This window comes from Halovivax ruber XH-70 (assembly GCF_000328525.1).
GTDB lineage: Archaea > Halobacteriota > Halobacteria > Halobacteriales > Natrialbaceae > Halovivax > Halovivax ruber.
The window spans coordinates 2859499-2884005 of record NC_019964.1 but is presented as its reverse complement, the minus strand read 5'-3'; the positions used below and the strand labels follow the sequence as shown (position 1 = coordinate 2884005).

General features: G+C 62.9%; 26 protein-coding genes and 3 pseudogenes. 20 read left to right on the top strand and 9 right to left on the bottom strand.

The window, feature by feature from the left end; all coding sequences use genetic code 11:
• The first annotated feature begins 67 nt into the window (after positions 1-67).
• The 7 genes from HALRU_RS13840 to HALRU_RS13810 all read left to right on the top strand — a co-directional run bounded on the left by HALRU_RS13840 (position 68) and on the right by HALRU_RS13810 (position 6719).
• The gene (locus HALRU_RS13840; protein ID WP_015302011.1) at positions 68-1306 is read left to right on the top strand and encodes an ABC transporter substrate-binding protein; all 1239 of its coding nucleotides are present in this window, start codon (positions 68-70) and stop codon (positions 1304-1306) included.
• A 2-nt stretch (positions 1307-1308) separates the two neighbouring features.
• Positions 1309-2172: a branched-chain amino acid ABC transporter permease gene (locus HALRU_RS13835; protein ID WP_007701903.1), complete on the top strand. Its 864-nt coding sequence runs from the start codon at positions 1309-1311 to the stop codon at positions 2170-2172.
• Positions 2169-3152, top strand: a complete 984-nt coding sequence (locus HALRU_RS13830) for a branched-chain amino acid ABC transporter permease (protein WP_015302010.1) — start codon at positions 2169-2171, stop codon at positions 3150-3152. The genes HALRU_RS13835 and HALRU_RS13830 overlap by 4 nt, the downstream gene beginning before the upstream one ends.
• Positions 3152-3955 (top strand): ABC transporter ATP-binding protein, encoded by an 804-nt coding sequence (locus HALRU_RS13825; protein ID WP_015302009.1) that lies wholly within the window; start codon positions 3152-3154, stop codon positions 3953-3955. Before HALRU_RS13830 ends, HALRU_RS13825 begins: the two co-directional genes overlap by 1 nt.
• Positions 3948-4679, top strand: a complete 732-nt coding sequence (locus HALRU_RS13820; protein WP_015302008.1) for an ABC transporter ATP-binding protein — start codon at positions 3948-3950, stop codon at positions 4677-4679. The genes HALRU_RS13825 and HALRU_RS13820 overlap by 8 nt, the downstream gene beginning before the upstream one ends.
• 227 nt (positions 4680-4906) lie before the next feature.
• On the top strand, positions 4907-5707 hold the full coding sequence (locus tag HALRU_RS13815) for a cyclase family protein (RefSeq protein ID WP_015302007.1): 801 nt from the start codon (positions 4907-4909) through the stop codon (positions 5705-5707).
• A gap of 76 nt (positions 5708-5783) precedes the next feature.
• Positions 5784-6719 (top strand): BKACE family enzyme, encoded by a 936-nt coding sequence (locus HALRU_RS13810; protein ID WP_015302006.1) that lies wholly within the window; start codon positions 5784-5786, stop codon positions 6717-6719.
• Positions 6720-6762: 43 nt separating this feature from the next.
• On the opposite strand, the gene HALRU_RS13805 is transcribed toward HALRU_RS13810, so the two are convergent.
• Entirely contained in the window at positions 6763-7020 is a 258-nt protein-coding gene (locus HALRU_RS13805; RefSeq protein ID WP_049907241.1) for a hypothetical protein, read from the bottom strand.
• 137 nt (positions 7021-7157) lie between these two features.
• On the opposite strand from HALRU_RS13805, the gene HALRU_RS13800 reads away from it, so the two are divergent.
• A complete protein-coding gene (locus HALRU_RS13800; protein WP_015302004.1) occupies positions 7158-7766 on the top strand; it encodes a GNAT family N-acetyltransferase in 609 nt (202 codons plus the stop codon).
• A 3-nt stretch (positions 7767-7769) separates the two neighbouring features.
• Here the strand turns inward: HALRU_RS13800 and HALRU_RS16030 are convergent.
• Positions 7770-7907: pseudogene (locus HALRU_RS16030) on the bottom strand (sulfurtransferase); the annotation flags it as partial.
• On the opposite strand from HALRU_RS16030, the pseudogene HALRU_RS16285 reads away from it, so the two are divergent.
• The 3 genes and pseudogenes from HALRU_RS16285 to HALRU_RS13780 form a co-directional block, all read left to right on the top strand.
• Positions 7896-8122 (top strand): annotated as a pseudogene (locus tag HALRU_RS16285) (nitric-oxide reductase large subunit); the annotation flags it as partial. The pseudogenes HALRU_RS16030 and HALRU_RS16285 sit on opposite strands and share 12 nt — an antisense overlap.
• A gap of 121 nt (positions 8123-8243) precedes the next feature.
• Entirely contained in the window at positions 8244-10379 is a 2136-nt protein-coding gene (locus tag HALRU_RS13785; protein ID WP_015302002.1) for an NERD domain-containing protein, read from the top strand.
• A 109-nt stretch (positions 10380-10488) separates the two neighbouring features.
• Positions 10489-10728, top strand: a complete 240-nt coding sequence (locus tag HALRU_RS13780) for a DUF7127 family protein (RefSeq protein ID WP_015302001.1) — start codon at positions 10489-10491, stop codon at positions 10726-10728.
• Positions 10729-10819: 91 nt separating this feature from the next.
• Here the strand turns inward: HALRU_RS13780 and HALRU_RS13775 are convergent, their stop codons facing one another.
• The 3 genes from HALRU_RS13775 to HALRU_RS13765 all read right to left on the bottom strand — a co-directional run bounded on the left by HALRU_RS13775 (position 10820) and on the right by HALRU_RS13765 (position 15539).
• Positions 10820-11089, bottom strand: a complete 270-nt coding sequence (locus HALRU_RS13775) for a hypothetical protein (protein ID WP_015302000.1) — start codon at positions 11087-11089, stop codon at positions 10820-10822.
• Positions 11090-11239: 150 nt separating this feature from the next.
• Complete coding sequence (locus tag HALRU_RS13770; protein WP_015301999.1) at positions 11240-11467, bottom strand: hypothetical protein; 228 nt, start codon at positions 11465-11467, stop codon at positions 11240-11242.
• A 112-nt stretch (positions 11468-11579) separates the two neighbouring features.
• On the bottom strand, positions 11580-15539 hold the full coding sequence (locus HALRU_RS13765) for a hypothetical protein (protein WP_015301998.1): 3960 nt from the start codon (positions 15537-15539) through the stop codon (positions 11580-11582).
• Between the two features lie 223 nt (positions 15540-15762).
• Here HALRU_RS13765 and HALRU_RS13760 point away from each other — a divergent pair, with 223 nt between their 5' ends.
• Positions 15763-16134 (top strand): hypothetical protein, encoded by a 372-nt coding sequence (locus HALRU_RS13760; protein ID WP_015301997.1) that lies wholly within the window; start codon positions 15763-15765, stop codon positions 16132-16134.
• A gap of 104 nt (positions 16135-16238) precedes the next feature.
• Here HALRU_RS13760 and HALRU_RS13755 read toward each other — a convergent pair whose 3' ends face one another.
• A complete protein-coding gene (locus HALRU_RS13755) occupies positions 16239-17549 on the bottom strand; it encodes an MFS transporter (protein WP_015301996.1) in 1311 nt (436 codons plus the stop codon).
• Positions 17550-18152: 603 nt separating this feature from the next.
• Entirely contained in the window at positions 18153-19187 is a 1035-nt protein-coding gene (locus HALRU_RS13750; protein WP_015301995.1) for a tyrosine-type recombinase/integrase, read from the bottom strand.
• Positions 19188-19716: 529 nt separating this feature from the next.
• Here HALRU_RS13750 and HALRU_RS13745 point away from each other — a divergent pair.
• From HALRU_RS13745 to HALRU_RS13730, 5 genes and pseudogenes are all read left to right on the top strand, one after another.
• Complete coding sequence (locus HALRU_RS13745; protein ID WP_015301994.1) at positions 19717-19986, top strand: hypothetical protein; 270 nt, start codon at positions 19717-19719, stop codon at positions 19984-19986.
• 56 nt (positions 19987-20042) lie between these two features.
• Entirely contained in the window at positions 20043-20675 is a 633-nt protein-coding gene (locus HALRU_RS13740; protein ID WP_015301993.1) for a hypothetical protein, read from the top strand.
• 3 nt (positions 20676-20678) lie between these two features.
• A pseudogene (locus HALRU_RS16280) lies at positions 20679-21011 on the top strand (class I SAM-dependent methyltransferase); the annotation flags it as partial.
• 27 nt (positions 21012-21038) lie between these two features.
• Complete coding sequence (locus tag HALRU_RS16025) at positions 21039-21398, top strand: hypothetical protein (protein ID WP_245547747.1); 360 nt, start codon at positions 21039-21041, stop codon at positions 21396-21398.
• A gap of 403 nt (positions 21399-21801) precedes the next feature.
• On the top strand, positions 21802-22566 hold the full coding sequence (locus HALRU_RS13730) for a hypothetical protein (RefSeq protein WP_148680544.1): 765 nt from the start codon (positions 21802-21804) through the stop codon (positions 22564-22566).
• Between the two features lie 219 nt (positions 22567-22785).
• On the opposite strand, the gene HALRU_RS16020 is transcribed toward HALRU_RS13730, so the two are convergent.
• Entirely contained in the window at positions 22786-23004 is a 219-nt protein-coding gene (locus HALRU_RS16020) for a hypothetical protein (RefSeq protein ID WP_015301990.1), read from the bottom strand.
• 206 nt (positions 23005-23210) lie between these two features.
• On the opposite strand from HALRU_RS16020, the gene HALRU_RS13720 reads away from it, so the two are divergent.
• From HALRU_RS13720 to HALRU_RS13710, 3 genes are read left to right on the top strand one after another with little or no spacing between them, the layout of a single operon-like run.
• Positions 23211-23498, top strand: coding sequence for a hypothetical protein (locus tag HALRU_RS13720; protein WP_015301989.1), 288 nt, complete (start codon positions 23211-23213; stop codon positions 23496-23498).
• Positions 23495-23689, top strand: a complete 195-nt coding sequence (locus HALRU_RS13715) for a hypothetical protein (RefSeq protein WP_015301988.1) — start codon at positions 23495-23497, stop codon at positions 23687-23689. The genes HALRU_RS13720 and HALRU_RS13715 overlap by 4 nt, the downstream gene beginning before the upstream one ends.
• Before the next feature lie 4 nt (positions 23690-23693).
• Positions 23694-23984, top strand: coding sequence for a hypothetical protein (locus tag HALRU_RS13710; protein WP_015301987.1), 291 nt, complete (start codon positions 23694-23696; stop codon positions 23982-23984).
• Positions 23985-24032: 48 nt separating this feature from the next.
• Here the strand turns inward: HALRU_RS13710 and HALRU_RS16015 are convergent, their stop codons facing one another.
• On the bottom strand, positions 24033-24269 hold the full coding sequence (locus HALRU_RS16015) for a hypothetical protein (RefSeq protein WP_015301986.1): 237 nt from the start codon (positions 24267-24269) through the stop codon (positions 24033-24035).
• Positions 24270-24507 lie beyond the last annotated feature (238 nt).

Here is a 24507-nt window from a genome sequence, read left to right as displayed (position 1 = left end):
ACGTGTATGAAGCCCTCATATTCGTCCATACGTAGCTTTATGCACCGGTACTCGCAATACTTGCCCCATGGTATCTGGGCACAACAGTCGAGATCATGATACGAATTCGCGACGGCGCTTCCTCCAGGCATCGGCCGTCGGGGCGACGGGGGCGTTCGCGGGGTGCTTCGACAGCATTCTCGGGGACGGTGGTGACGGTGACGCGATCGTCATCGGCGGGACGCTCCCACTCTCGGGGGCGTACGCCGACACGGCGACGTACATCGAAGACGGCTACCGACAGTGGGCCTCGGACGTCAACGACGACGGAGGCCTCCTCGGTCGCGAGGTCGACCTCGTCATCGAGGACGATCAGTCAGAGGCCTCCGAAGGCGTCTCGCAGTTGAACCGGCTGATCACCCGCGAGGGCGTGGATCTGCTGCTCGGGGGCTACCCCGGGAGCACCGCGGCGGGCCAGATGCAGGTGGCCGATCAGAACGACATGGTGTACGTCTCGATGGGTGGCCACATGTCCTCGTTCGAGCAGGGGTTCGAGTACGCCTTCGGCGCCCCGCCGCTGATGGGCCAGTGGTGGTACGACGGCTTCTTCAACTGGCTCGAGGGCCAACCCGAGAGCGAGTGGCCGGAGACGGCGGCAGCGATCACGGTCGACAACCCGGTCGGGCAAGCGGTCTACGAGAGCACGACGAAGAACCTGGATCGGCTCGGCATTCCGCTCGAGATGGACGAGCGATACACGCTCCCACTGGATTCCGCCCAGAGTCTCGTCTCGAGCGCGGCGGACGTCGGGGCCGACCTCTTCTTCGCGAACGGTTTCTTCGGCGACGGGGTCTCGACGATCCAGGCGATCCACGACACCGGCTACGAGCCCAAAGCCGTCCTGCAGGGGATCGGCTCCCTCACGCCGGCCTGGGAGGACGAACTCGGCGATCTCGGGGACTACGTCGTCTCCGGCACGTCGATGCACCCGGATCTGCCGTTCGAGGGCATCGACCGACTCAACGAGATCGCCCAGGAGGAGTACGACCGCGACACGACGTCCGAGTACTTCCTCTTCGGCTACTCCTGGATGCAGACCCTCCAGCAGGGCGTCGAGGGCGCCGGTGAAATCGACAACGGTGCGATCCGCGACTGGCTCAAGAGCAATTCCGTCGAGACGGTCGGCGGCGAGTACGCCTTCGACGACCGTGGGCTCCCGGACCCGATCGAGTACGCCACCCAGGTCAGAGACGGGGTCGCGAAACTCGTCGCGCCCGACGACGTGGCGACGCACGACGTCGTCTATCCCTACTACGAGCAGTTCTAACGATGGCCGTCATCGAAGCCATCGTCCTCGGAACCCTGCTCGGGCTGGTCTACGCGACGCTGAGCGTCGGCTTCAGCCTCACCTGGGGGACACTCGACGTCATCCACGTCTCCCACGGCGCGTTCGTCATCTTCGGGGCGTATCTCGGCTACACCGCACACGCGAGCTACGGCATCGACCCCGTTCTCGCACTCGTCGCGATCGTGCCGCTGTTCTTCGTGATCGGCGTCGCGCTCTACGAGTTGCTCTTCCGACCGCTGGCCGATCGGGCCCGCGAGGTGGCGTTCGCCTCGATGGTACTCTCGTTCGGTCTGGCGATCGCCGTCGAGAACCTGCTCGTCGTCCAGTTTAGCGCCGACCCGCGCGTACTCCAGACCGGCTACACCAGAGACGTCGTGAACGTCCTCGGCGTCCCGGTGACGACCGGACGGCTCGTCGGAGCCGGCCTCGCGCTACTCACGCTCGTGATCGTGTTCGTCTTCCTCAAATACACGTACACGGGGCGGGCGGTCCTCGCGGTCGCACAGAACGCTGAGGGGGCGGCCCTCTCGGGCATCGACGAGCGCCGGGTGAGTGCGATCACGTTCGGTCTCGGACTCGCGACGGCGGCGATCGCCGGCGTCGCGACCGCGATGTTCTGGTCGTTCACCCCCAGCGAGCACCTCCACTGGATGGTGTTCGTCTTCATCGTCACCATCCTCGGCGGCGTCGGGAGCGTCGTCGGCGCCGGGGTCGCCGGACTGCTCACGGGTCTGGTGTACGAACTGAGCGCGCTCGTCGTCCCGTTCGCTTGGGTCGACTTCGTCCTCTTCGTCCTGCTCGTCTGTCTGCTCGTCGTCAAACCGGAGGGACTCTTCCAGCAATGATACGAGAGAGACTCGACTCGTCGGATCGGCTCGCGATCGCCGTCGTCGGACTCCTGGCGCTCGTGCCTGCCCTGACGATGGACCAGTACGTCCTCTCGTTCCTGATGTTACTGGTCATGTACGCCTCGCTGGCCGTCGGCTGGAACGTGCTGGGCGGCTACGCCGGCTACGAGAGCTTCGGCCACGTCGCGTTCCTCGGCGTCGGCGGCTACACGTCCGTCTGGCTGTTCGTCGAGTACGGCCTCGAGCCCTACCTCACCGCGCCGATCGGCGCGGCCGTCGCTGGCTTCATCGCGCTCGTGGTCGGCTACCCGGCCCTGCGGCTGAAAGGGCCGTACTTCGCGCTGGTGACGCTCGTCATCGCGCTCGGCATCCAGGCGTTCGTGACCAACTTGCCCGGACTCGACGCCTCACAGGGAGTCTTCCTCCCGGCGCCGCTCGACGACCCGGCCCATAGCCAGGTGCTGCTGTACCTGCTCATGGTGGGCGTCCTCGGCGTGACGATTCTCGCGGCTCGGCTCGTCGAACGCTCGAAGTACGGCATCGGCCTCTACGCCATCAGGGAGGACGAAGCGGTCGCCAGCACGCAGGGGATCGACACGACCCGGCTGAAGGTGGGTGCGTTCGTCCTCTCGGCGGCGCTTGCCGGCCTCGCCGGCGGCATCTACGCCTGGTACCTCGGCTACGTCACGCCGACGCCGATGTTCGACGTCAGGGTGTCGATCCTGGTCGTCCTCATGGCGCTGCTCGGCGGGACCGGCAACTGGATCGGCCCCTTCGTCGGGGCGGCGGCGCTCCGCGTCGTCGACGAGTTCCTCGTCCTGCAGTTCGGCGGCCAGGTCGCCCAGATCATGTACGGACTCGTCCTCGTCGGGGTCATCCTCTATCTGCCCCACGGCGTGGTCCCGTGGCTCCGTCGCCACGCCCGGAGCCGATTGCCGGATAGACTCGGCGGCGCGACACCGGGAGGTGATCGGTGATGGCGCTCCTCGAACTGCGCGATATCGAGAAATCCTTCGGCGGCCTCCGGGTCCTCGAAGGCGTCTCGATGACCGTCGAAGAAGGCTCGATTCAGGGCCTCATCGGCCCGAACGGGGCCGGCAAGACGACGCTGTTCAACCTCGTCTCCGGTCTCCTCCGTGCCGATAACGGGACTATCGTCTTCGACGGCACCGACATTACCGATCGCGCGCCGAAGCACATCGCCCGCGACGGCGTCGGGCGAACCTTCCAGCTCACCCGGCCGTACCCCGGCATGACGACCCAGGACAACCTCTTGCCCGGCCTCGTCTACGCCGGCGGCTACGATCGAGTGAGCGAGGCCCGGGCCCGAGCGCTGGAACTGCTCGACCTCGTGGATCTCGCCGATCTCGCCCACGAGGAGAGCCGTGACCTGACGATGTCAGAGCAGAAGCGACTCGAGATCGCCCGCGCGCTCGCCACGGAGCCGAAACTCCTCCTGTTGGACGAGGTCTTCGCCGGGCTCAGCCACGAGGACGTCGCGCGCCAGATCGAACTGATTGACGGAATTCGGGACGAACTCGACGTGACGATCCTGCTGATCGAACACGTCATGGAGGCGACGATGACGGTCTGTGACCGCGTCGGCGTGCTCGCGAACGGCACTATCATCGCCGAAGACGTGCCCGACGAGATCGTCCACGACGAACAGGTGATCGACGTCTACCTCGGCTCCGGCCGCGACGAGGTCGGGACCGGGGCGGACAGCGACGCCACGCCCGACGAAGACGTGCCCGAAACCGGGGGTGGTCTCGATGGGTGAGACGACCGCTCGCGAGCCGCTGCTCGCCGTCGAGGGCGTCGACTTCTCGTACGGTCGAGCGCGCGTCCTCCGGGACGTCTCGCTCTCGGTCGAACCTGGCGAACTCGTCGCGCTGCTGGGCTCGAACGGGGCCGGCAAGACGACCCTGCTCGAGAACGTCTCCGGGCTGTCGACGCCCGACTCGGGAGCGATCCGGTTCGACGGGGAAGACGTGACGTCTCTCGCGGCGAACGAGACCTGGGAACGCGGCCTCGTCCACGTCCCCGAGGATCGCAAGCTGTTCCCGGAGATGACCATCGCCGAGACGTTCGCGATCGCGACGCCGCGCGGCCTCGACGACGACACCGTTTCGAGCCTGCGCGAGCGCGTGTTCGAGATCTTCCCCGATCTGGAATCGCGTCTCGACCAGCGCGTCGGGACGATGTCCGGCGGCCAACAGCAGATGGTCTCGATGAGCCGGGGCCTGATGAGCGACCCCGACATGTTGCTCCTGGACGAGCCGACGCTCGGCCTCGCCCCAGACCTCGCGGCCGACATCCTCGACGCGATCGGCCGGATCAACGAGGCGGGTACGACGGTGTTGCTGGTCTCCCAGCAGGCACTCTCCGCGCTCGACATCGCCGATCGCGCCTACGTCCTCGACAACGGCGAGGTAACCCTCTCCGGCCCGGCGACGGAGCTGAAACGGAGCGACGAGGTGCGTGAAGCGTACCTCGGGATGTGAGGCTTCCCGAGGCAACCAGACGCGGGCGGCACACCCCACTACACACGGCACGGAGGGCACCCAACTACGCCGATTCGGACGGCACACCCCACTACACACGACGCGGCCCGACACAACACGATCGACCACACACGCACGACCACCTCACTACCACGCGACGCGGCCCGACACAACACGATCGACCACACACGCACGACCACCCGACGACACACGATTACACGACACGCATGTTCGACCCGACACAGTACGACCCGATCGACCTGAGTATCGGCCTGGAAGCGGACGTCGAGAGCGAGCCCTGGCCGCCCGACATCGAGTACTTCGATCACGAGGCGGGTGCCTCCCTGCTCGCGGAGAACCTCCGTGATGGGGGCTACGACGTCTACGCCGAGGACTTCCCCGACGGGATGGGACTCGGCTGGGAGCAGGTGAGCGCGATCACCCACACCGGGACCCACATGGACGCGCCGGCCCACTACGGTCCAACCGTCGACGGTGAGCCCGCGCGAACGATCGACGAGGTCCCGCTCGAGTGGACACGCGGCCTGGCCGTCGTCCTCGACTTCACCTGGAAGGACGCCGGCACGGAGATCACGTCCGCCGAGATCGACGAGCAACTCGACGCCATCGACCACGACCTCTCGCCGGGCGAGATCGTCCTGCTCGAAACCGGCGCCGACGAGCACTGGGGGACGCCGGCGTACCTGACCGACTTCCCCGGGATGAGCGCTGCCGCGACGAAACATCTCGTCGAGCAGGGAATCCGCGTCATCGGCACCGACGCCTACGGCTTCGACAAGCCGTTCACCGAGATGGGTGCCCGCTACGCCGAGGCCGAGGACGACGCCGAACTCTGGCCGGCCCACTTCGCGGGTCGCGACGTCGAGTACTGCCAGATCGAGAAGATGGCCAACCTCGACGCGCTGCCACGCCGGACCGAGATCCCGCTCGTCACGGCCCCCATCAAGATCGAGAACGCGAGCGGCGGCTGGGTCCGCCCGGTCGCCTTCGTCGACGGCGACGGCTGATCGACGCCGATCAGTCGGTGTATCGATCGCGCTGTCCAGCCATCCGACCACCCACCACGACCCGACTCCACATCACATGAAACACCACGACGACGTCATCATCACGGCTGCACTGACCGGGGCGATCCACGTCCCGACGATGTCTCCGAACTTGCCGGTCACACCGGCGGAGATCATCGAAGACGGCATCGCCGCCGCCGAGGCCGGCGCGAGTATCATCCACGTCCACGCCCGGGATCCCGAGACGGGCGAACCGTCGAGCGACCCCGCGCTCTTTCGCGAGATCGCGAGCGGAATCCGCGCCGAGACGGACGCGATCGTCCAGCCGACGACCGGCGGGTCGGCGGCGATGTCCGTCGAGGAACGGATCGCGACCGTGCCCGAACTCGAACCCGAGACCGCCTCCTGTAACATGGGCTCGATGAACTTCGGGATGTACCCACTCTTGAACGCCTACGACGAGTTCGAGCGCGAGTGGGAACCCGACTATCTGGACGACAGCCGCGACTTCATCTTCCGGAACACGTTCGGCGACATCGAATCCCTCCTCGAGACCTTCGACGAGTGTGGCACCAAACCGGAACTCGAGTGTTACGACGTCGGGCACCTTTACACGGCCAAGCACTTCCTCGACCGCGGTCTCCTCGATCCGCCGCTTCGTATCCAGTTCGTCATGGGCATCCACGGCGGGATCGGCGCCGATCCCGAGCAACTGACCCACATGTATCGAACCGCGGAGAAACTCTTCGGCGACCAGTACTCCTTCTCGGTCATCGGCGCCGGCCGTCAGGAGTTCCCCCTCGGCGTACAGGGCGTCTCGATGGGCGGGCACGTTCGCGTCGGCCTGGAGGACAACCTCTATCGCGGCCGCGGCGAACTGGCCGCGAGCAACGCCGACCTCGTCGAGAAGATGGTCGAACTGACGAAGTCGGTGGCCGGGCGGGAGATTGCGACGCCCGCCCAGACCCGCGAGTTCCTCGGCCTGAAAGGCCAGGACGCGGTGAACTTCTAGCCGACGGACGGCGTTCACGCCGGCAACCGGATTCGAACCGTCGTCACTCCTCGCTACTGAGGTCGGCGTCGACGCGAACTTCCGAATCGGTCACCGTCTCGATGTTCTCGCTCGGAATCTCGATGTCGTCCTCACCCGCGTCGCCGCGGCCGAGGCTCTGTATCCACGCGTTCGTGAGGCTCGGCTCCGGATCGACGTAGGCGACCTGCTCGACCGGATCGACCGCCGTGACGATGCCGATCTGCTCTCCACGGACGTCCATCAGGAACTTACCTTCGTCTTCTGTTGAAAGTACTGTCATTGCGTACTGAATATACACCCGTGCCGAGAAGAATCTGTTGGTCGACTTACGAGAATGCGCCGGCGTGGCGACGGACATCGGGGTCGTCGGCGGCGTGGTCGCGTAGCATTATATGAGTCCTCTTCTCATCATGTCCCATGTTCCCGGAAACGGTCGCGACTGACCGCCTCAGGCTCGAACGATTCTGCCACGAAACGGTCGACGTCCGCGAACTCTACGAGTGCTTCGCAGTCGGCTACGGCGAGGGGGTAGACGAGGTCTTCGAACACGTCCCACAGAGCCCGTATCGGACGCTGAAGGATGCCCAGGAGATGATTGACGATGCCGAACGCCGCTGGGCGGAGACCGAGGGCGCCGAGTACGTCGTTCGGCCGAAGGCGGGCGAGGACAGCGCCGGCAAACTCGCGGGGCTGACCACGCTCAGCTGCGAGTGGGATCGCCGGACAGGGCGGCTCGGACTCATCCTCGGGAAACCGTTCTGGGGTCGCGGCTACTCCGGCGAGCGTGCGGCGGCGCTGATGGAACTCGCCTTCGACCGCCTCGACCTGGAGCTCGTGACCGCCGGTCACAACGATGGCAACGAGAAATCGAAACGTGCGATCCAGCGGTACATCGAGGCCCACGGCGGGCAGTACGACGGCGTCCTCCGGAACTGGGTCCCGATGGACGACGAGGTCGCCGACCTCCACCGGTACACGGTGACCCGAGAACAGTACGACGCGGCCGTCGATCGTGGCCCGACATAGGTTTCACTCCGCTGCGCCCGTCTCGATCGGCGCGTTTACCAGGTTCCTCCACTCGGTCCACGACCCGTCGTAGTTCATGGTGTCCTCGTAGCCAAGCAGTTCGTGCAGAGCGAACCAGGCGACGGAGGCGCGTTCGCCGAGAGCTACGCCGCCGCGCGCAGCCTCCCTTCTACGAGGGCGAACTCGTCCAGCTGCTCTTCTGGGCGCGCCTCCCCGGCGACACGATGATCATCCTCGGCACGCTCGTCTTCTGCTACGACATGGTTGTAAAGCGCTTTACGCTCCGGGACGTCTCGCTGCCGGGGGACGCTCCCACGACGATCCCCGACCGCATCGGCACTGACGACGACGATTGACGGGGTGATCGGTTCGCGATCGAGTGAAGTCCGCCGATCGACACGGCAGGCGTGATGCCCACAGAACTGTCAAGGGTATCGGTAGGGAAACTGGTATATCAGTTCGCTATTAGTGTAGCGTATGGAATTCATCCCCACGACGGCCGACGAGTCACTTCCGGGGATCGACGCCGAACTGGCGGTCTGGGAGCGCCTCAAGGGCGCGTTCGACGCGACCGACGAGGGCGTCGCGTACCACCAGTATCCGATCGTCGACAAAGGGGGTGAAACGTTCGACCACGAACCAGATATCGTCCTCCTCCACCGTGACCTGGGACTGCTCGTGATCGAGGTCAAGGGGTATCGGATCGACCACATCGATCGGATCGAGGGCCACACGTGGTACTTGCAAAATATCAGCCAGTCCCGATCGACGCCGCACCAGCAGGCGCGCAACCAGGCGCTGTTCTTGCGTCGGTTCTTCACGAGCGAACCGGCGCTCTCCGATCTCGACGGCTGTCGGGTTCCAGTCAACACGTTCGTCGCGCTTCCAAACATCACCAGAGACGAGTGGGAAGGCCGTGGATTCGACGGTCCGGCCGCTCCGCGGACGCTGCTGAGCGACGATCTGACACCGGTCGCACTTCGCGACGCACTGGCGGCGGTCCGGACGTTCGACCCGCTCACGGACGACGAACTCGTGGCAGCCAGGGACGTCCTCAGCTGCGGCCAACCGATCAGCGGCGACCGGACCAGTGCACCGCGAACACCGACGCGGCGTGGAGAACACTACGAGCACGTGACGAAGGGGCTCCGGGGACTCGACGCACAACAGCAGGAGATCGGGATGCTCGTTCCTCCGGGTCCCCAGCAGATCCGTGGCATCGCCGGATCAGGAAAGACCGTCCTCCTCGCGATGAAGGTGGCGCGGACCCACGCGAAGTACCCGGAGTTGTCCCTCGCGTTCACGTTCCACTCGAAGAGCCTCTACGATCAGCTCACGGCGCTCGTCGAGCGGTTCTATCGCCGCTTCGCGAACGACGACCCGAACTGGGATAACCTCGACATTATCCACGCCTGGGGCGGCTCGCAGGCCGGTGACGGGATATACTACAACGCCTGCCGAGCGGCCGGTCGCGACCATCGAACGTTCTACGATGCACGTGAGGCGTTTCCCGATCGTGACGACTACTTCGACGCGTGTTGCGAGGAACTCCTGGACGAAGCGTCGATACCGACGCTCTACGACGGGATATTCATCGACGAGGCGCAGGACTTCGGATCGAACTTCTTCACCCTCTGTCTCGAAGCGCTGGCCCAGAACCAACGGCTCGTGTGGGCGTACGACGAGGCACAGAGTCTGACGAGTCTCTCCGCCCCGAGCCCGACGAACCTCTTCGGCACCGACGAGAACGACGACCCGGTCCTCGACCTGCGCGGGAGCTACCCCGGTGGCGTCCAGAAGAGCCACGTCATGCGCCAGGCCTATCGATCCCCCAGACCGGTTCTCATGGCAGGACACGCGATCGGGATGGGCCTCATGGCCGAAGACGGACCGGTCCAGACGATCACGCGCACCGACGGCTGGGAGAGCCTCGGGTACGAGGTGGACGCTGACTTCAGGGAAGTCGGCGAGACAGCGACGATCCGCCGGCCGGACGACCACTCACCGCATCCGCTTCACGAAACGCCGGCGGCGAAGCCGTTCGTCGAAACCAACGCGTTCCCGACCAAGGGTTCGGAACTCCAGTGGGTTGCCGACCGCATCGTTCGAGACGTAGCGGAAGGCCTCGCTCCTGACCAGATCATGGTCATCGTCCTCGGATACGATTACGTGGATACCGGCGCGATGCTCGCGAACGAACTGGAATCCCGGGACCTCGACGCGAACGGCGTCTGGAACGGGGACGGCAAGACCTTCGCCGTGGATGACGCCGTTACGATCACTGGGATCCACAGGGCCAAGGGGAACGAAGCTGCGTCGGTGTACCTCGTTGGCCTCGAGTGGGTTCAACACCCAGAATACCGCGAGAGTGCTGTCCATAGACGAAACGAAGCGTTCGTCGCCATCTCCCGATCGCGGGCCTGGTGTACGATATCGGGAACCACGACGGAAGAGGTGCCCATTCTCGACGAAGCCGAGCGCGTCCAGGCCGCTGTTACGCGCCCAGATCCCTCGATCTCGTTCGAAATACCTGACCCGAAGAAACTCGCCAACGAGTTCGAGGAGACCGACGATATCCAGGAGACGGCGTTAACCGACTTCATCGGGTCGTAGAGGGAGTTACCAGGACGAGGACGCGCCGATAGGAAACTATACGTCGCTCGCCTCCCCCCAGTCGTCTGCCTGCGTTCCCCTTACCAGTGAACGCCTGCTAACGCTGTGTATGAAAGTCCCACAACCACTACAGAACGCAACCGAACGTGGCATCGTCGTCCGTACGCTCGACTACGACGACCGTAGCGTGATCGCGGTCGACTTCGGTGCCGCGGCGGGCGACGTCGCTGTCGACATCGTCGACGACACCGTGATCGTCGTCGCCGACGACCAGCAGTTCGAGTTCGTCCGTCCACCGGAGGCGGCCGACGTGTCGGTGAAAAACGGCGTCCTGACGATCAGCGAATAGTCGACGGGGTCGCCTTCGAACCGCTGGATCGCTTCCGGGCCGCTGAATCGCCTCGACCCACGATCGTCGCGCGGTATCTTCCGGTCTGCACTCACGATTCGATCTTTTCCACGATCTCGCGAGCTTGCTCTCTGGCTTTCTCCTCACCGACGTGTTTCTCGATCAGGACGCTCGTAATTTCCCAGTCGTCCGTGCTGTCGACTCTTCCTGTCCGGACCTGACTTCCCTCTGAGACGGACTGCGCTGGTTGGTCTGCCCAGTCGGGTGTTCGAATCTCGGCGTAACGGTCGGGATCGCGAAAGCGCACGTGGATGTAGTCGTCCGCGGTGTCGACCATGTCGACGTCGGGTGTCTGTGCCATACTCGCCCTCCCCGGAGCACGGTCCAAACCGTCACCCTTGCAAACGCTGTCCCTCACCCTTGCGAACGCTGCCCTTTGGTGTCTCGCCTCGATACAGCCTCTCGGCCGATTCGATGCCGGCTCTCGGCACCGGTCGACTCTCGACACCGGTCACATCTTGTGCAGATCGAGGAACCGGACGGAGACCTGCGTTCCGGCGAGAACGATGCCGAGAACTAGCCCGAATCCGAGCACCTGCAACATGGGTCCCGGCATCGGGAGGAGCGTGGCCGGCTGGATACCGAGGACGCCGTGAAGGATCTGTCGGCCCACGACGAACCCGATCGCTGCGTACCCGAGGGCAAGGAGACTGAACGTGGCGACGCGTACTCGACTCATACCAGTCTCTTTCGTCGGGACGCCCGTCCGTAGCGGGGCTCATATCGTAGCCCCTCCTCGGCTGTGCGGCTACCATACTCGAGGACCCGCCATTCGGGCCTCGATACGACCGTCACTCCGATCGCTGCGGCGTCCGATCGGGTCCGCCGTCGCCCGTGTCGGCCTCACCGACAGTGTCGCCGTCGGCCACGTCTGGCCCATCGACACCGTCGCTGTCGGCCACGTCGTCCGCGAGGGAGTCGAATCCCGCCTCACGGAGTCCGTCTTCGAGACGTGTCGCGTGGGCTCCGCCGTCAGCTGCCCGCACTCGTTCGCCTGCCGTCGAACCCACTCGTTCGAGCAGCGCTTCTCGCTCGACGCCGATTCGGTCGAGCGAGAGCGAGTCGTCCACGACCGTCAGCACTTCGGCCACGCCGAATCGGATCTCTTCGGGTGGGACGTCGGCCACGAGTGCGAGTGCGTTCCCGAAGACCGACCCGACGTACTCGATGGGGGCGGTCACAGTGGCCGGCGCGACCGCCGTCGTCTCGATCTCGTCGACGACGGCTGCGACCAACCGGTCGTGGGTGCGTTCCCCGACGTCGGTCCGGATCACCACTGCCGCTAATACCTCGGCGTGCGTCGACGCGACCGCGTCGTCCCAGTCGCTCGCCGCTGGTCCGTCGATGGACGCGCGACCGCTCCGCAGCGATCCGACGAGCACGTCGATCCACTCCTGCGTGCGACTCGACGCGCCGTCGGCCGCCCAGTTGGCAGCCGCCCCGCCGTAGACGTCCGCGAGGAATGCAACCGGATCGGTGTCCGATTCGATCGCTCTCGATTCGATCACGTCTTCGAGCCCGCCGTACCACGTCCGCTGGCCGCGTGGCGTCACGCCGTCTGTCGAGCCGGTCGTCGTGGGACTGCCCGATTCGGTTTCGGTCGTCCCCTCGTCGAAGCCCTGCACGTGCGTCGACAGCGCGTCGCGGTAGACGGCCGTCAGATACTGTGTCGGATCCGCGTTGGTCGCGTCGATCACGTCGGTTACGTCGCCGGCCAGTACGGCCTCGTCGTACAGCGCGATCCAGTCCTCGAAGCCGAGCGAATCGTCGAACGGGATCGTGTTACTGCCGTAGGGGTACTGGGTGACCTCGTCCGGGGACGCTAAGGCAACGTCGCCGAAGACGGCCAGTGCCTTCGCGTGTAATGCCGCTCGAAACGCCTGCTCGTCGTCGACGAACTCGCCACGCGCGAGCGTCTCGACGAGTCGGTGCGCCGCGGAGAACAGCTGTTCGGCTCGGTCGCGTTCGCCCGACCCCACGACGGTTCGAACGGCGCGACCGTACGCCTCGACCACGAACGATTCCGGCTCGCCGTCGTCGATCGCTTGCGCCGTCTGGCACAGCCCCTGGCCGATGGCTTCGATCCAGGGCCCGAACGCCTCGTCCGAGCAGCCGTGTTCGAACACCCACAGCCCGATCCCGCCGACGTACAGCTCTTGGAGCGTCGCCGTTCGGGTGTCCGGATCACCGACGAGCTGGGTCGCGTTGCTGGCCCGTGATTCGATATCGGCGATCAGGGCCGACAGGTCTGCGGGTGGACACGTCTCCGCCACTGCTCCGAGCGCGGAGCCGAAGCCGTTCGTGAGCACGTTCGCTGTGGCCCACTCGTCGGCGCCTGCCGCCTGCTGTCGAACGAGTGTGAGGATCGTGGCGAGCCCAGTGCCGATCGCTTCCCGCCGCTCCTCCTCCTCCTCGTCCACCTCCCCCTCTACCTCTCCGTCCGCCTCGACGCGGTGGACGACCGCTCCGACGGCGCGACCGTAGACCAGGTGGAGCGGAAATTGCGACCCCTCGCTGCCGACCATCTCGTGGAGCACTTGATCGACACAGCCCACCGCGCCGTGATTTACCGCCGATCCGTCCGACGGCTGGGCGAGCATCGACAGTGCCCCGGCGAACGCGGTGGCGAACGGCTCCATCTCGCCGCCGACGGACTCCCGGCCGGGTGGGGCCGCGGTCTCGTTGGTGAGAGTCAAGACGCTTTGCGCGACTGCGTGGACCCACTCGTCCGTCGTCGGGTTTGCCGTCGCGACGGCCGCGATCGCCGTCGCGTACACCTCGCCCCGGTATCGGATTGCGTCGTCGCTGTCGGCCGTTCGATTGCGGCCGACGTCCGCCACGAGGTCGTCGACGAACGAGAGCCACGGCTGGGCCGCGTCAGGCCCGTGTGTCGTCGTGATGACGTCGACGACCTCGGCGACGATCTGTCCGACGATCTCGTCGCCGAGCGCGTGGTCCGGACAGCCCGAAACCGCGGCGACCGTGCTCTGGTCGGTGACCGACTCGACGTCGACGGTCCGTCGAGACGGCGTCTGAACCTCGCCCCAGCCGATCGCACCGAGCAGTTCGCGTGCGACGGTTGCAGGATCGGGCGAGCTGACGCCGCTCGTCTCCTCGAAGGCGACCTCGGTGCGATCCGTCCAGGTCGCCAGTTCGTCACAGTCAGTCTGTACCGCGATGTCGTCGAGGCGCTCCCGGTTGGACTCGTCGCAGATGAGCACCGCTCCTGTGCAGTCTCCCGCCTCGACCCACTCGGCGAGGGCCCGAATGCCATTCTCGCTCCCGATTCGCGCTGGCTCGGCGCCGTAGGTGGCGATCACGACGGCGTTCGACGTCGCCGCGATCCCCGTCCGAACGTGGTCGGGGTGGGTAAGCTCGGGTAGTCTGACCGTCGCGCCCCAGTCTTCGAGTTCCGCCGCCAGAGACGCGGCGACCCGCCGTTTGCCAGTCGTCTTCGGTCCGGTGAGGACGACCAGGCCGCCGTCGACGGCGTCGCGGAGTTCGGCTGCGTCGACGGGTGCCGGCCAGTCCATCCCTCCGTCAGGGTTCGTGTGCGGTGCCCGCAGTTCGCGTTCGGCTGCCGCTTCGTGTAACGCGGCCGGGCCGTCCCAGTGCCAGGCACCGACGAGGACCGACGACCCGTACTCGGCTGGGTCGGTCGCGATCGTTTCGAACGCGACGGCGGACGATCCGAGTGCGTCGGCCGCCTCGCCGATGACGTCGCGTGCCTCGTCGACGACCGAGTCGTCGGTCGCGTCGGCGAGCCCCTCCCGGATCAGCGTTCGCGCGGGGTCGTCGGCGAACACCTGGAGGTGATCGATCGTTCCGGGCGGCAGGGACAGTGCGATCTCCAGCGCTTCGGCGGCTGCGGGGACCACGCGGTACCGGACGAGGGAGTCGAGCCACTCTGCGTCGTCGGCCAGTCCAGCGACGACGAGCGAAACCGCGGCGAGGGCCGGAGGTGACCGCTCGCTGGGAACGCGACTCGGGAGGCCGCCGCTCGGGACGAGCGTGGCGAGGCCGTCCGCGAGTCCGTCGTCGATCGACCAGGTCGACTCCGCACGCTCGCTGTCCGTGTCACGAGCTCCGAACACGTGTAGCGTTCCGAACGCCCGCCTCACGTCCGCGGGCAGGAGCGCGGCCCCCTCGTCGTTTTTCGAGAGCGCGAGTAGTGCGCTGGGCGTAATCGTCGCGTCGTACCACCCGAGCGCCTGTTGCAACTCGGGTGTCTCGAAGGCGTACGCCGGATACCCGACCTGCTCGAGCAGGGCTGCCCGTTTTTCGTCTCCAAGCCCGCCCACGGGTCGTTTGGAAACCCGCTCGCGGACGGCGTTGATCGCCGGTTCCGCGGCGGTCGGCGGGGTCCGAACCACGAGGACGGCGTCGACCCGCTCGATCAACCGGCCGTAGACCGATAGTTCGCTCCGACAGAGCCAGTCGAACCCGCGAGGGCGCGCGACGAGGACGGTGCCGCCAGATCTGGTAAACAGCGATCCTCGACCGAACTGGTCGCAATAGTCGATTACAGAGCCGTCCGCGAGGTCGCACACCGCCGACACGAAATTCTCGACGACCACGAGCTCTTGCTCGTCGACATCGTCGGTCTCGGAGAGCCCTGTCACGGCCTCGCCGAGCGATCGCAACTGTCGTGAGCCGCCGACACCGGGCGCCCGCAACACGAGCGTCACCGCGCCCGGTTCGATCACCGTGCTCAGCTCGCCGGGGCCGACTTCCTGTATCGAGGTATCCATGGGTTCAGCGCAACCGACTCCGCTGGCGAGCGCTGCTGAACGAACGACAACGGATGGTTGATACATCGATATTCATTCACGGACGATATAACGGTTTCTCCGTACTCGCCTTGGGCAGTATCCCCGTCTGAGAGGGGGTTTCCGTCGTTTTCCCGCTGGCGCGACTGCGAATCTTTATGCTGTGGAGACGGTTTGGGGCGACTACTGAGGTCGTCCGAAGCCGATGCATCTCGAACCTGTCGACGGTGAACTCGAATACGTCGACGACCAGTCGACCGGCGTTCTAACAGTCGATGTCGCGGGTCTGGAAACGCGCATTGAGCTTCGCGAATTGCAGCCACTCGTGGCCCTCACAGCCCACCCTGCCGAGATCGATCCGGCCAGTCTCTCGTCGGCGCTCGGCTTTCCGGTGGAGACGTTCGACGGATCGCCCGTGTACCGCGGACGCGAACCGGGGCTCGACCTGCACTACGCGAGTCTCGGCGACGGTCACGACGAACCGCTCGGTATCGTCTCGTTCGGCGAAGTCCAGCCCGGCCGCTATGCGGCCGCACTCGAAGCTGTGTTGTGGCCGGATTCGCCGGCTGAAAACTGAGTGTACAGCGCTGAGTCACACCGTTTCCACTCCCTTTGGCGAGCACATCGCCACCGCCGGCGCGGAACGCAGCAAAAAACCGGGTCGTGACGTTTCCAGTCCCGCTACGCTGCCGATCGGTTGGACTCGGTCTGCAGGTCGAAGTCGGCGGGAGTCGCGGCCTCGACGGCGGGGAGTTGTCGAAGGCGCGGTCGCAGGAGGATGTAGACGGCCGTGAAGCCGAAGCCACTCGCGGCCAGGGCCATGGTCGTCGTCACCCCGAGCAGTTCGCCGACGAGGCCACCGATGACCGAGCCCAGCGGGAGCGTCGCCCCCGACGCGGTGCCTTTCGTTGCGGCGACCCGCCCGAGCGCGTCGGCCGGAAACAGTCGCTGGTTGAGCGTCGCCGTCAGCACGCCCGATATCCCGATCGGAACCCACGCGAGACCGAACAACACGACCGTCAGCGTCGTCGACGGAGCCAGCACTGCTGCGACCCAGCACCCCGCTCCGAATCCGTGTGAGACCAGTACGAGCCCGTAAGGAACTCGCTCGACGTACGGGCCGACGACGGAACCGACGAGTCGCCCGATGCCAAGCGCGCCCAGCAACAGGCCGTAGACCGCCGGTCCGCCGGTGGAACCGCCGAACGCCGGCAGTATCGCGAGCGCGACGCCGGTCGTGAAGTTCGCCACCGCGGTCGTCAGTATCAACTCGACGAAGAGCGTCCCGCGGAGGATATCGACGCCAGCCCGGAGATCCGAGACGTACGAACCGAGCGCCCCGTCGACGCTCGAGCCGGGGTCGGCGCGACTGGACGCGGGCGCGTCTGCGTTCTTCTCCCGACCATCGAGTGTCGCAACGCTGATCCCCGCGAACAGCGTTGCGGCGACGGCGAACGTGAGCGAGTCGGCCAGAAACAGCGCCGTCGCGCCGAAGACAGCGATGAATACGCCGCCGATCGCGTCGAAGAGCATGTCCAATCCAAGCGTAACCGTTGCGAGGGCGGAATTGGCCTCCGAGAGGCGCTCGTCCTCGACGATACGTGGGAGGAGCGCGGTCTCCATCGGCGCCATCACCAGCGACGCGAGCACGAGCACCGGAACGACGGCGAAGAGGAGGCCGACGCTCAGGGTTCCGGTGATCGCCGCGAGCGGCAGGACGAGCACGACCACTCCCTGGACCACCTGCGAGCCGACCAGCACCGCCCGCAGCGGGAGGCGGTCGACGAGTGGTCCGGCGAAGACCTGCAGTAGCCAGGGAAGCAGCAGTATCGCGTTCAGGGCGCCGGTAACGAGGGTCGACCCGCTCAGCTCGAAGGCGAGCCACAGGACCGCGACGGTGTAGAGGCTATCCCCGGCGTTCGTCGCGAACTGTCCCGCGAGAAATCGCCGGAACCCCCGATTGTGCCGCAGTAATCGCATCGCAGCGATCATCGATGATCCCCTCCACTGAGAGCCACGCGGCGGCGCGAGATTCGAGCGAGCGGCTCGAAGGCGGTTCGACTGTCGATCGCAGATCGTGTGAGCGCCGGCGGTGCCGGCGACTCGGTGGATGTCGGCATCTGTCCGTGTCTGGTGGCGAGAAACTGCAGCTACCGTGACGGTAGCGGAGCGAGCCCGAATGCTGCGGCTATCGGGCCCGTCGCGCGGCGGGCGGCGAGAGAGGCTTGAACACCGGGCGAACCGCGAACCGGCTCGTCATAGAACGAATCGTGAGGGAGATTTGACTGATTGGTAAAATACGTGTTGGTTCCACGCAGGACGATACGTCCCCTTCAGAAGGGCCCAAACCGATATTTCACACCGACTATCCCATTTCGGCTATAACAATCGCAAGACGGCGGCGACCCTCGGGCGGTCGCCACCTAGGCCCACTTTCGAACCCCGATTATCGAATTAGCGAACGGGGTTTTATGGTGGTAACGTGCCCGGAAACTGCACTTCCAGGGACGGTCACAAATCGTGCAGTTTCTGGATGGGCCCTGTCGGACCTGCACTGTGGACTCGGTTCTACCTCTAGTAACGTGTCTAGTCCGGTCATTGGTCTGGAAGATAGTCGCGTCGCTGTTTCGCCTTCTGACGCTCGCTACGGCGGTCGTAGTGCTTATCGAGGATGTCGCCGCTCGCGTCGAGCCGGTCGCCGACGATCTGGCGGGGGACGTCTTGCCGTCGATAGGCCGTTACCCGACCGCTCCGAACATCGTGCGGAGATCGTGACGACGGGCACGTGCTCGCCTTCACGTAGTTCGTCGCCTCACACTCGTCCGGATCCCGGTCGTGTGGACACTCCGCACCGCGCATGCAGGGTCTGGTGATGTCGTACAGCGTGTCTCGCAACGTCGAACGGGACGCTCTGCCGTGGGTTGTCGTCAGAAGCGGGGCTCGGTCGTACTCGTCGGTTACACACTCTCTCGGTCCGTCGATGTAATCCTGGACAACGCCGGCAACGTGGCCACCGATAGAGTTCCACCGTTCGCCTTTCTCACCGTTTTTCAGTGGCGTATCCTGGGCTGGCCGATGCACGAATTCGAGTCCCGAAGGGTCGGAATCGAGATGGCAATCGTCGAGATCGAGCCCTCGAATCCCGCCTACTCGCGCGCCAGTGTGCCAGAGGAGCAACAGTGTGACGTGCTTTCGAGATGCGTAGTGGTGGCGATTGAGGTACTCGAGAATATCGATCGCCCGTTCTGGATCGAGTGTCGTATCACTCACTGACTCGCTTCCAGAAACCTTCGGCAGCGGGACCTTCTCGTGAAGCCCTTCCGGAACGGCGTCGATATCGGCACAGAACCGGAGAAAGGCCCGAACGGTGGCGAGCTGCCCGCGCAGGGTGATCGTCGCAATCTCCTGGCGTCCTTTCCCATGTCCTTCTCGACGCCACACCCGGAATGCGTACAGGTCCCGTCCAGTGAGGTCGTTCAGGTTATCGATTCCCTCCTCTTCACACCACTGCTCGAACGCTTCGAGGCGGTACACGTGGGACGGGATTGTTTCTTTGCTGAGCTCGTCTCGCCGCCCCTCCATGTACATCTCGATGGCGTTGCTGGGGCTGATCGGTTCGAGACGACTCATTTTCGATCCTCTGGTCCGTTTTGACAGCGTATCTCGATTTCAATATCTCCTGGATCGATTGGTTCCGTCGCCGGTTCGTATTCCCTCGGTGGGGTTCTCCCTCGATTGTGTGACATGCGTGGCTCTCGGTCCGCATTTCGGCGCTGGGAGGGCGGTCACCTCGTGCCTGAGAGACACAGAGAGGCCTCTACCCGGAGGCGAAGCTTTTAGCGTCTCAGGCCAGAAGGGTCAGATGTCCACTCGGACCCTTTCTGACGCCGTTGTGATGGGCAGTCTATCGCTCGTCAGCTCGGCGCCCACTTCCCGCGGGCGGATCGGTTAGTACTGACTTTGTATCGGGACCATTTGCCGTTGGTAGTATTAAATATTGTGTATGCTTAGTTGTGATTCAGCATATACTTATCTGAGTGTATACGAACGCATAAGGTCGTGACGCCGGTGTATACAGAGGTTTTTTTGCCGATGCTCACCCAGAGTGGGGTATTCACTTAGTCGATCTACTATGCGTGCACGAATAGCGTGGGTTCAGATGAGCGATCTCGACGTCCTCGAGTTCCTCGACGGGCACGAACTGGATGATTTCAAGGCCCCGCCAGCGACGATCGCCAAGAACATGGATCCGACGAAGGGGACAATCCAGCAGCGCGTCCGGATACTGAACGCAGCTGGTCTCATCGAGAAGGAAGACGAAACTGGCGGGTACTACCGAATCACGGGTCTCGGCCGTCGATATCTGGAACACGACCTATTGGACGAGGAAGAAGCGCGGCTCAAGGAATTCGACCCGTCCGGCGTCTAATGGTCCAGGGCCGTTCCGCCATTCATTTTGCTTAGTGGTCAGTAGTTGAATCAAGGATGCCGACTGAAGCTACCGTGTACCGGGTCCTCCTGGTCATGGGCGACGACATCGATCAGGAACGGAGCGTCGCCAGAGATGTCGTTATCGACTGGAACTCGACGACTGGACGGAGCCAAGACATCTACCTGGAGCCGGTCTCAGCTGTCCACCTCAACCTCGACACGACTGACCTCGCGGAGGAGATCGATGCAGTCCTCGGGACCTTCTGGACGACAGTGGAGAACGCGAGGACCACGAGCGACTGCCTGACCGACACAGTCCGACAGCTCGCCTTCGATGGGCATACGCCGTCGATTATCGGATTCTCGGAACAGAACGTCCCAACGAGCAAGTTGGATCCGGATAAGTATGCGGCCGTCCAGGACTTCAGAGAGGAATGCCGCAAGACGGGATACTTCACGTACGCTACCCTCGAAGAGTACGAGAGTCGCCTCCAGCAGTCCCTCTCCCGGATGATGGACGAGATCCTCTCCGATCCACGGAGACAATTCGTGGTGGAGTCCGAGCACGAAGGACCGAGTGAATACGACGTCGAGGTCGATTACGATCGGCTCGAGCTGTCTGCCGATGTCCATCGCGAACAGGACGAGCGCAACCTCGATCGGGTCGTAGAACGATTCGAGGAATAGGGAATCGATCCACCGTATCGGGTCCTCGACGCGGGGTGTGGATACGGTACGGTCACGAAGAGCCGCTTTGGGAACGACGACCGGTTCGATGTCGTCGCCATCGATCAGTCCCGAGCAGCCCTCAAAATCGCCAAGGACCAGTACGCCGCGCCCAACGTCGAGTATCGGTGGCTGGACGTCAACAACCTACCTGACGCCGATCTCGGAAGCTTCGATCTCGTCTTTGCCGCCTACTTGTTCCATCACGTCGCGAACCAGGAGTCCATCCTATCGCTACTCTGGGATGCTGTCGATGAAGGAGGGTGTCTGCTCGTCCGCAGCTGTGACGACGGCCAGCACCTGCACTATCCACCGGACGAAGACATGGAGTGGCTCGTGGAGTTCACGGACGATATTCCCGGAAGCAGTGATCGCACTCACGGACGTCGGTTGCCCACCCAGATGAAGCGGCTCTCGCCGGAACCGAGCGACGTCTGGCTGGATCTGAAGAACTACCATACTGTAGGCCTGAGCAGCGCTGAACGCCGGGAGTACTGGTCAGTGTTCCACTCTAACCGGCTCCACTACGCGAAGACGCGGGCGGAACGTGATGATGCCTCGGTGGAGGAGAAGCGCCTCTACGAGCAGATGTCCGAGGCAATGGGCGCTCTCGAACAGAAAATTATCGGGAACGAGCATGTCTTCGACGTGAAGAGTGTGCCCGTAGTTGGGGCAATGAAGTGACCATCCGTGTACTATTGAGGTTTCCAAAAAGATGCAATCGAAGCAACCGTAACGAACGCTTTGGATAGACGAATGGTGTAATTTAATTGTCGAAAATCTAAAGGTACCTGTCAGGAGCGATCTGTTTAATACAGAGGCGTATTCACCAACATTACTCTCTATCTAAAATTGATAGCATCCCCAGATATTAGTTGGTGAAGCCGAGATAACACCTGAACCTTGAAAAATGAATGCGTTTGAGCCATCAAGAGATATCGTGTATAGTGATTTGACGGAGGGGCGGATCCGGACGGGTCCTAATGATAGTAGCATATATGTGGACTCAGACTACATTTTCCCAAAAACTGCGATATGTATCGACCCATCTTTATTGGTTGATTCCGCTATTGGTAGCACTTTAGATATGGTAGAGGATCTTGGCAAATGGCCATTTAAATTCTATATTGTGGAATCTTTCCACAACCTCTTGGTAGAAGCAACTGAGCGGGAAGGACAATTAGTGTACAAAGGGGACAAAACGACCCTTGATTTCTTTTCAGGAAATACATCATTCGAACAATTATCAACTACTGCTCACAGGATAGATGAATTAGATATAACCGTATTTGATGCATCCGATTATTGGGGGGAAGAGAATTCAGAAATATATAATAATTTATCATTAACGCTTCCGAATTCCGAACCACAGGATGATTATGAGTCGGCATATCAACCGGGTGGATTCCGGTTGGCAGATGTTCTATTTGAGGAAGTAATATTCGGTTTGAACATGAGCCCTATTCTAGCCCGAATGAAAAAAGTCATAAATAGAATAAGTGAAGCAGCAGATTACAGAGTAGAACTATCTCAAGAATATTTACAGAAATATATTGACGAAAGTGTGGAGGAAGTGTCGGAAAGACGCCAAACGGTATATAAAGAAATCAGAAGACTAGAGCGTCGGTCCAGAATACGTCATGAGCAGGAGCCCGACGAACCGGTCAGAAAAATAGCTGTGCTCCGGGAATTAGTGAAGGACTATCCGGGGACAAATTGGATAAGCTATCTTCTGAAAACCAGCCCAACAGCAGTGGGGGCAACGGCAGGGGCGGCATTTGCAGGGATACAAGGAGCAATGTTAGGTGCAGGCGCGACTGGCGTTATAGGACACTATTTTGCCGATCCGTAGCCCGTTGAACCTACTTTCTTGGATGCGTACCTTTTATGCAGCACACTACAATGAATATTTGTTAAAACTAGTAGAATCGCTGGCGGTCAATGTGCACCCCTTCTCATCAGTCGATTCATCTTGATATATTGGAAATGAACTCATATCGGCTCAATGCCTGACTTGGGGATGCTTCCTAGTCGAATCGGTTCTGTCCACCCTGATTGAGACTTGACTTGGCTATCGACCCAAATCGTGTTTCTCACAGACTACTTCTCGCAACTCTTCTAGAAGATCAGGGTGATGCTCTTCGAGAACTTCGATATCTTTCACGAGCTCGTCGTTGATCCGCGATCGGACGCGAGAGATAGATTGTAGGCGCTGTGACTCCGACGGGTCGCCTTCTCCTGTGATGTATTCCCGGTCTGTATCCGTCATGATCGCGCGATACCGTCCCATTTCAGACCTCGAATTTTGCGCCATTGCAAATGAAGCTTCCTCCGCGAAGGCCATAGTATTTGCGCCAGCGCATACATTTGCATTAGTGCAAAACACTTAATGTGCACTGGTGCATAGGTGTAAATGAGAAGCGCGGAACACCGGCCCAAAATCTGGCCGGGGCGTGCGCCAACACGCCCGACCGCGCTTCGGAGAGTGACCGAAGCATGTCAGTCCAAAACACGAGTTCCCAAGAACGTGCCGAACCGTCCTCGGACCCGCGCGCCGACTACATCCACGTTGGTATCGATTCCGAAGGAGCGTTTCACTGCTACCGGACGACCGACGAAACCGTACACGTCATCGAAGACGGCGAGGTGACGTATCGCTACGATCTCACCTCAGACCGTTCGATCAACACCTGGCTCGACTACGTCGCACACAAGCGCGGCTGGGCCGATCAACGGCTCTTCAAGAACCCGTTCGGGAGCCTTACGGAGCGGATCTGGCAATGACGATCCAACCCGTCGATCCACGTGATCCAGACGCCGATCGTCTGAAGGCCGAATGCGACCACGACCTCGAGCTCGAGAACTACCGTCTCGACGACGAGGGACCCTGGGGATGCACGGTGGTCGCGACGTGCGTCGAGTGTCTGGCGACCGTCTCTGCGGATGTCGAACCGGAATCGTTCGTAGAGTTGTGAACCTATGAGCGCAACTTCACCGGACAATTTGGGGTCCTGTGGCGATGAACTCGCGGTTCGCGCGGCTACCGAGGCGATGATTGTCGTCTCGAAAGCACCGGGGATGTTCGACGTCTACTCGGGCGAGACGGCCATCTACACTGTCGATCTTCGTCAGGGTGCGTGTGAGTGTCCAGACGCGATGTACCGGGGACGTGAATGCAAACACCAGATTCGAGTCAAACAGGCTCTCGGTGAGGAGTCGATCCCCGATGGAGTCCGCATCGATCCGACTCTCGCACGACGGCACGAATGAGCTATTCTTAGAAAAGGCCAGATCTCCATTGAGGAGTTCTGATAGTGCCTACCTTTGACGTCGACGTTCGATCCACTCCTCAGAAAACTCAGAGAGATTCATCGCAGCTGCGCAGTCCGGACAGCAAAATCTCTCCGAGTCGCGGTATTCCACTGCCATCGTCTCAGGTGGTTCGACCGTTACTCGGAAGAGTCGCGCTGGTTCCACATTCCGATCACACCGGTAGCATTCGCGATCGTGAACGTCCTCGCCGGCCCCGTCGTACGTTTGCTCGACGGATGTCATCCGAGTACCCCGCGGCTAACCCGATCGAAGTAACTCAGCCCCCAATCCCTGAAAACGAAACTATGCGACGGGTAGTGATCCGACTCTTGGCACTGCACGCGTGCGAGACCTTTTTGTCTCGATGGTGTCTTTCGGAACATGGCAACCAGGCATGCGTCTGGAGGCCAGACGTCTCGGGTGTGTCCACCACCCGGGACATTTCTGCGCAGTCCCCTGCGACTGATGGAGACGCTGACTT

Coding starts and splice junctions, on each gene's coding strand:
- HALRU_RS13840 (WP_015302011.1), top strand. CDS start 68: ATGGTATCTGGGCACAACAGTCGAGATCATGATACGAATTCGCGACGG.
- HALRU_RS13835 (WP_007701903.1), top strand. CDS start 1,309: ATGGCCGTCATCGAAGCCATCGTCCTCGGAACCCTGCTCGGGCTGGTC.
- HALRU_RS13830 (WP_015302010.1), top strand. CDS start 2,169: ATGATACGAGAGAGACTCGACTCGTCGGATCGGCTCGCGATCGCCGTC.
- HALRU_RS13825 (WP_015302009.1), top strand. CDS start 3,152: ATGGCGCTCCTCGAACTGCGCGATATCGAGAAATCCTTCGGCGGCCTC.
- HALRU_RS13820 (WP_015302008.1), top strand. CDS start 3,948: ATGGGTGAGACGACCGCTCGCGAGCCGCTGCTCGCCGTCGAGGGCGTC.
- HALRU_RS13815 (WP_015302007.1), top strand. CDS start 4,907: ATGTTCGACCCGACACAGTACGACCCGATCGACCTGAGTATCGGCCTG.
- HALRU_RS13810 (WP_015302006.1), top strand. CDS start 5,784: ATGAAACACCACGACGACGTCATCATCACGGCTGCACTGACCGGGGCG.
- HALRU_RS13805 (WP_049907241.1), bottom strand. CDS start 7,020: ATGACAGTACTTTCAACAGAAGACGAAGGTAAGTTCCTGATGGACGTC.
- HALRU_RS13800 (WP_015302004.1), top strand. CDS start 7,158: ATGTTCCCGGAAACGGTCGCGACTGACCGCCTCAGGCTCGAACGATTC.
- HALRU_RS13785 (WP_015302002.1), top strand. CDS start 8,244: ATGGAATTCATCCCCACGACGGCCGACGAGTCACTTCCGGGGATCGAC.
- HALRU_RS13780 (WP_015302001.1), top strand. CDS start 10,489: ATGAAAGTCCCACAACCACTACAGAACGCAACCGAACGTGGCATCGTC.
- HALRU_RS13775 (WP_015302000.1), bottom strand. CDS start 11,089: ATGGCACAGACACCCGACGTCGACATGGTCGACACCGCGGACGACTAC.
- HALRU_RS13770 (WP_015301999.1), bottom strand. CDS start 11,467: ATGAGTCGAGTACGCGTCGCCACGTTCAGTCTCCTTGCCCTCGGGTAC.
- HALRU_RS13765 (WP_015301998.1), bottom strand. CDS start 15,539: ATGGATACCTCGATACAGGAAGTCGGCCCCGGCGAGCTGAGCACGGTG.
- HALRU_RS13760 (WP_015301997.1), top strand. CDS start 15,763: ATGCATCTCGAACCTGTCGACGGTGAACTCGAATACGTCGACGACCAG.
- HALRU_RS13755 (WP_015301996.1), bottom strand. CDS start 17,549: ATGATCGCTGCGATGCGATTACTGCGGCACAATCGGGGGTTCCGGCGA.
- HALRU_RS13750 (WP_015301995.1), bottom strand. CDS start 19,187: ATGAGTCGTCTCGAACCGATCAGCCCCAGCAACGCCATCGAGATGTAC.
- HALRU_RS13745 (WP_015301994.1), top strand. CDS start 19,717: ATGAGCGATCTCGACGTCCTCGAGTTCCTCGACGGGCACGAACTGGAT.
- HALRU_RS13740 (WP_015301993.1), top strand. CDS start 20,043: ATGCCGACTGAAGCTACCGTGTACCGGGTCCTCCTGGTCATGGGCGAC.
- HALRU_RS16025 (WP_245547747.1), top strand. CDS start 21,039: ATGGAGTGGCTCGTGGAGTTCACGGACGATATTCCCGGAAGCAGTGAT.
- HALRU_RS13730 (WP_148680544.1), top strand. CDS start 21,802: ATGGTAGAGGATCTTGGCAAATGGCCATTTAAATTCTATATTGTGGAA.
- HALRU_RS16020 (WP_015301990.1), bottom strand. CDS start 23,004: ATGGGACGGTATCGCGCGATCATGACGGATACAGACCGGGAATACATC.
- HALRU_RS13720 (WP_015301989.1), top strand. CDS start 23,211: ATGTCAGTCCAAAACACGAGTTCCCAAGAACGTGCCGAACCGTCCTCG.
- HALRU_RS13715 (WP_015301988.1), top strand. CDS start 23,495: ATGACGATCCAACCCGTCGATCCACGTGATCCAGACGCCGATCGTCTG.
- HALRU_RS13710 (WP_015301987.1), top strand. CDS start 23,694: ATGAGCGCAACTTCACCGGACAATTTGGGGTCCTGTGGCGATGAACTC.
- HALRU_RS16015 (WP_015301986.1), bottom strand. CDS start 24,269: ATGACATCCGTCGAGCAAACGTACGACGGGGCCGGCGAGGACGTTCAC.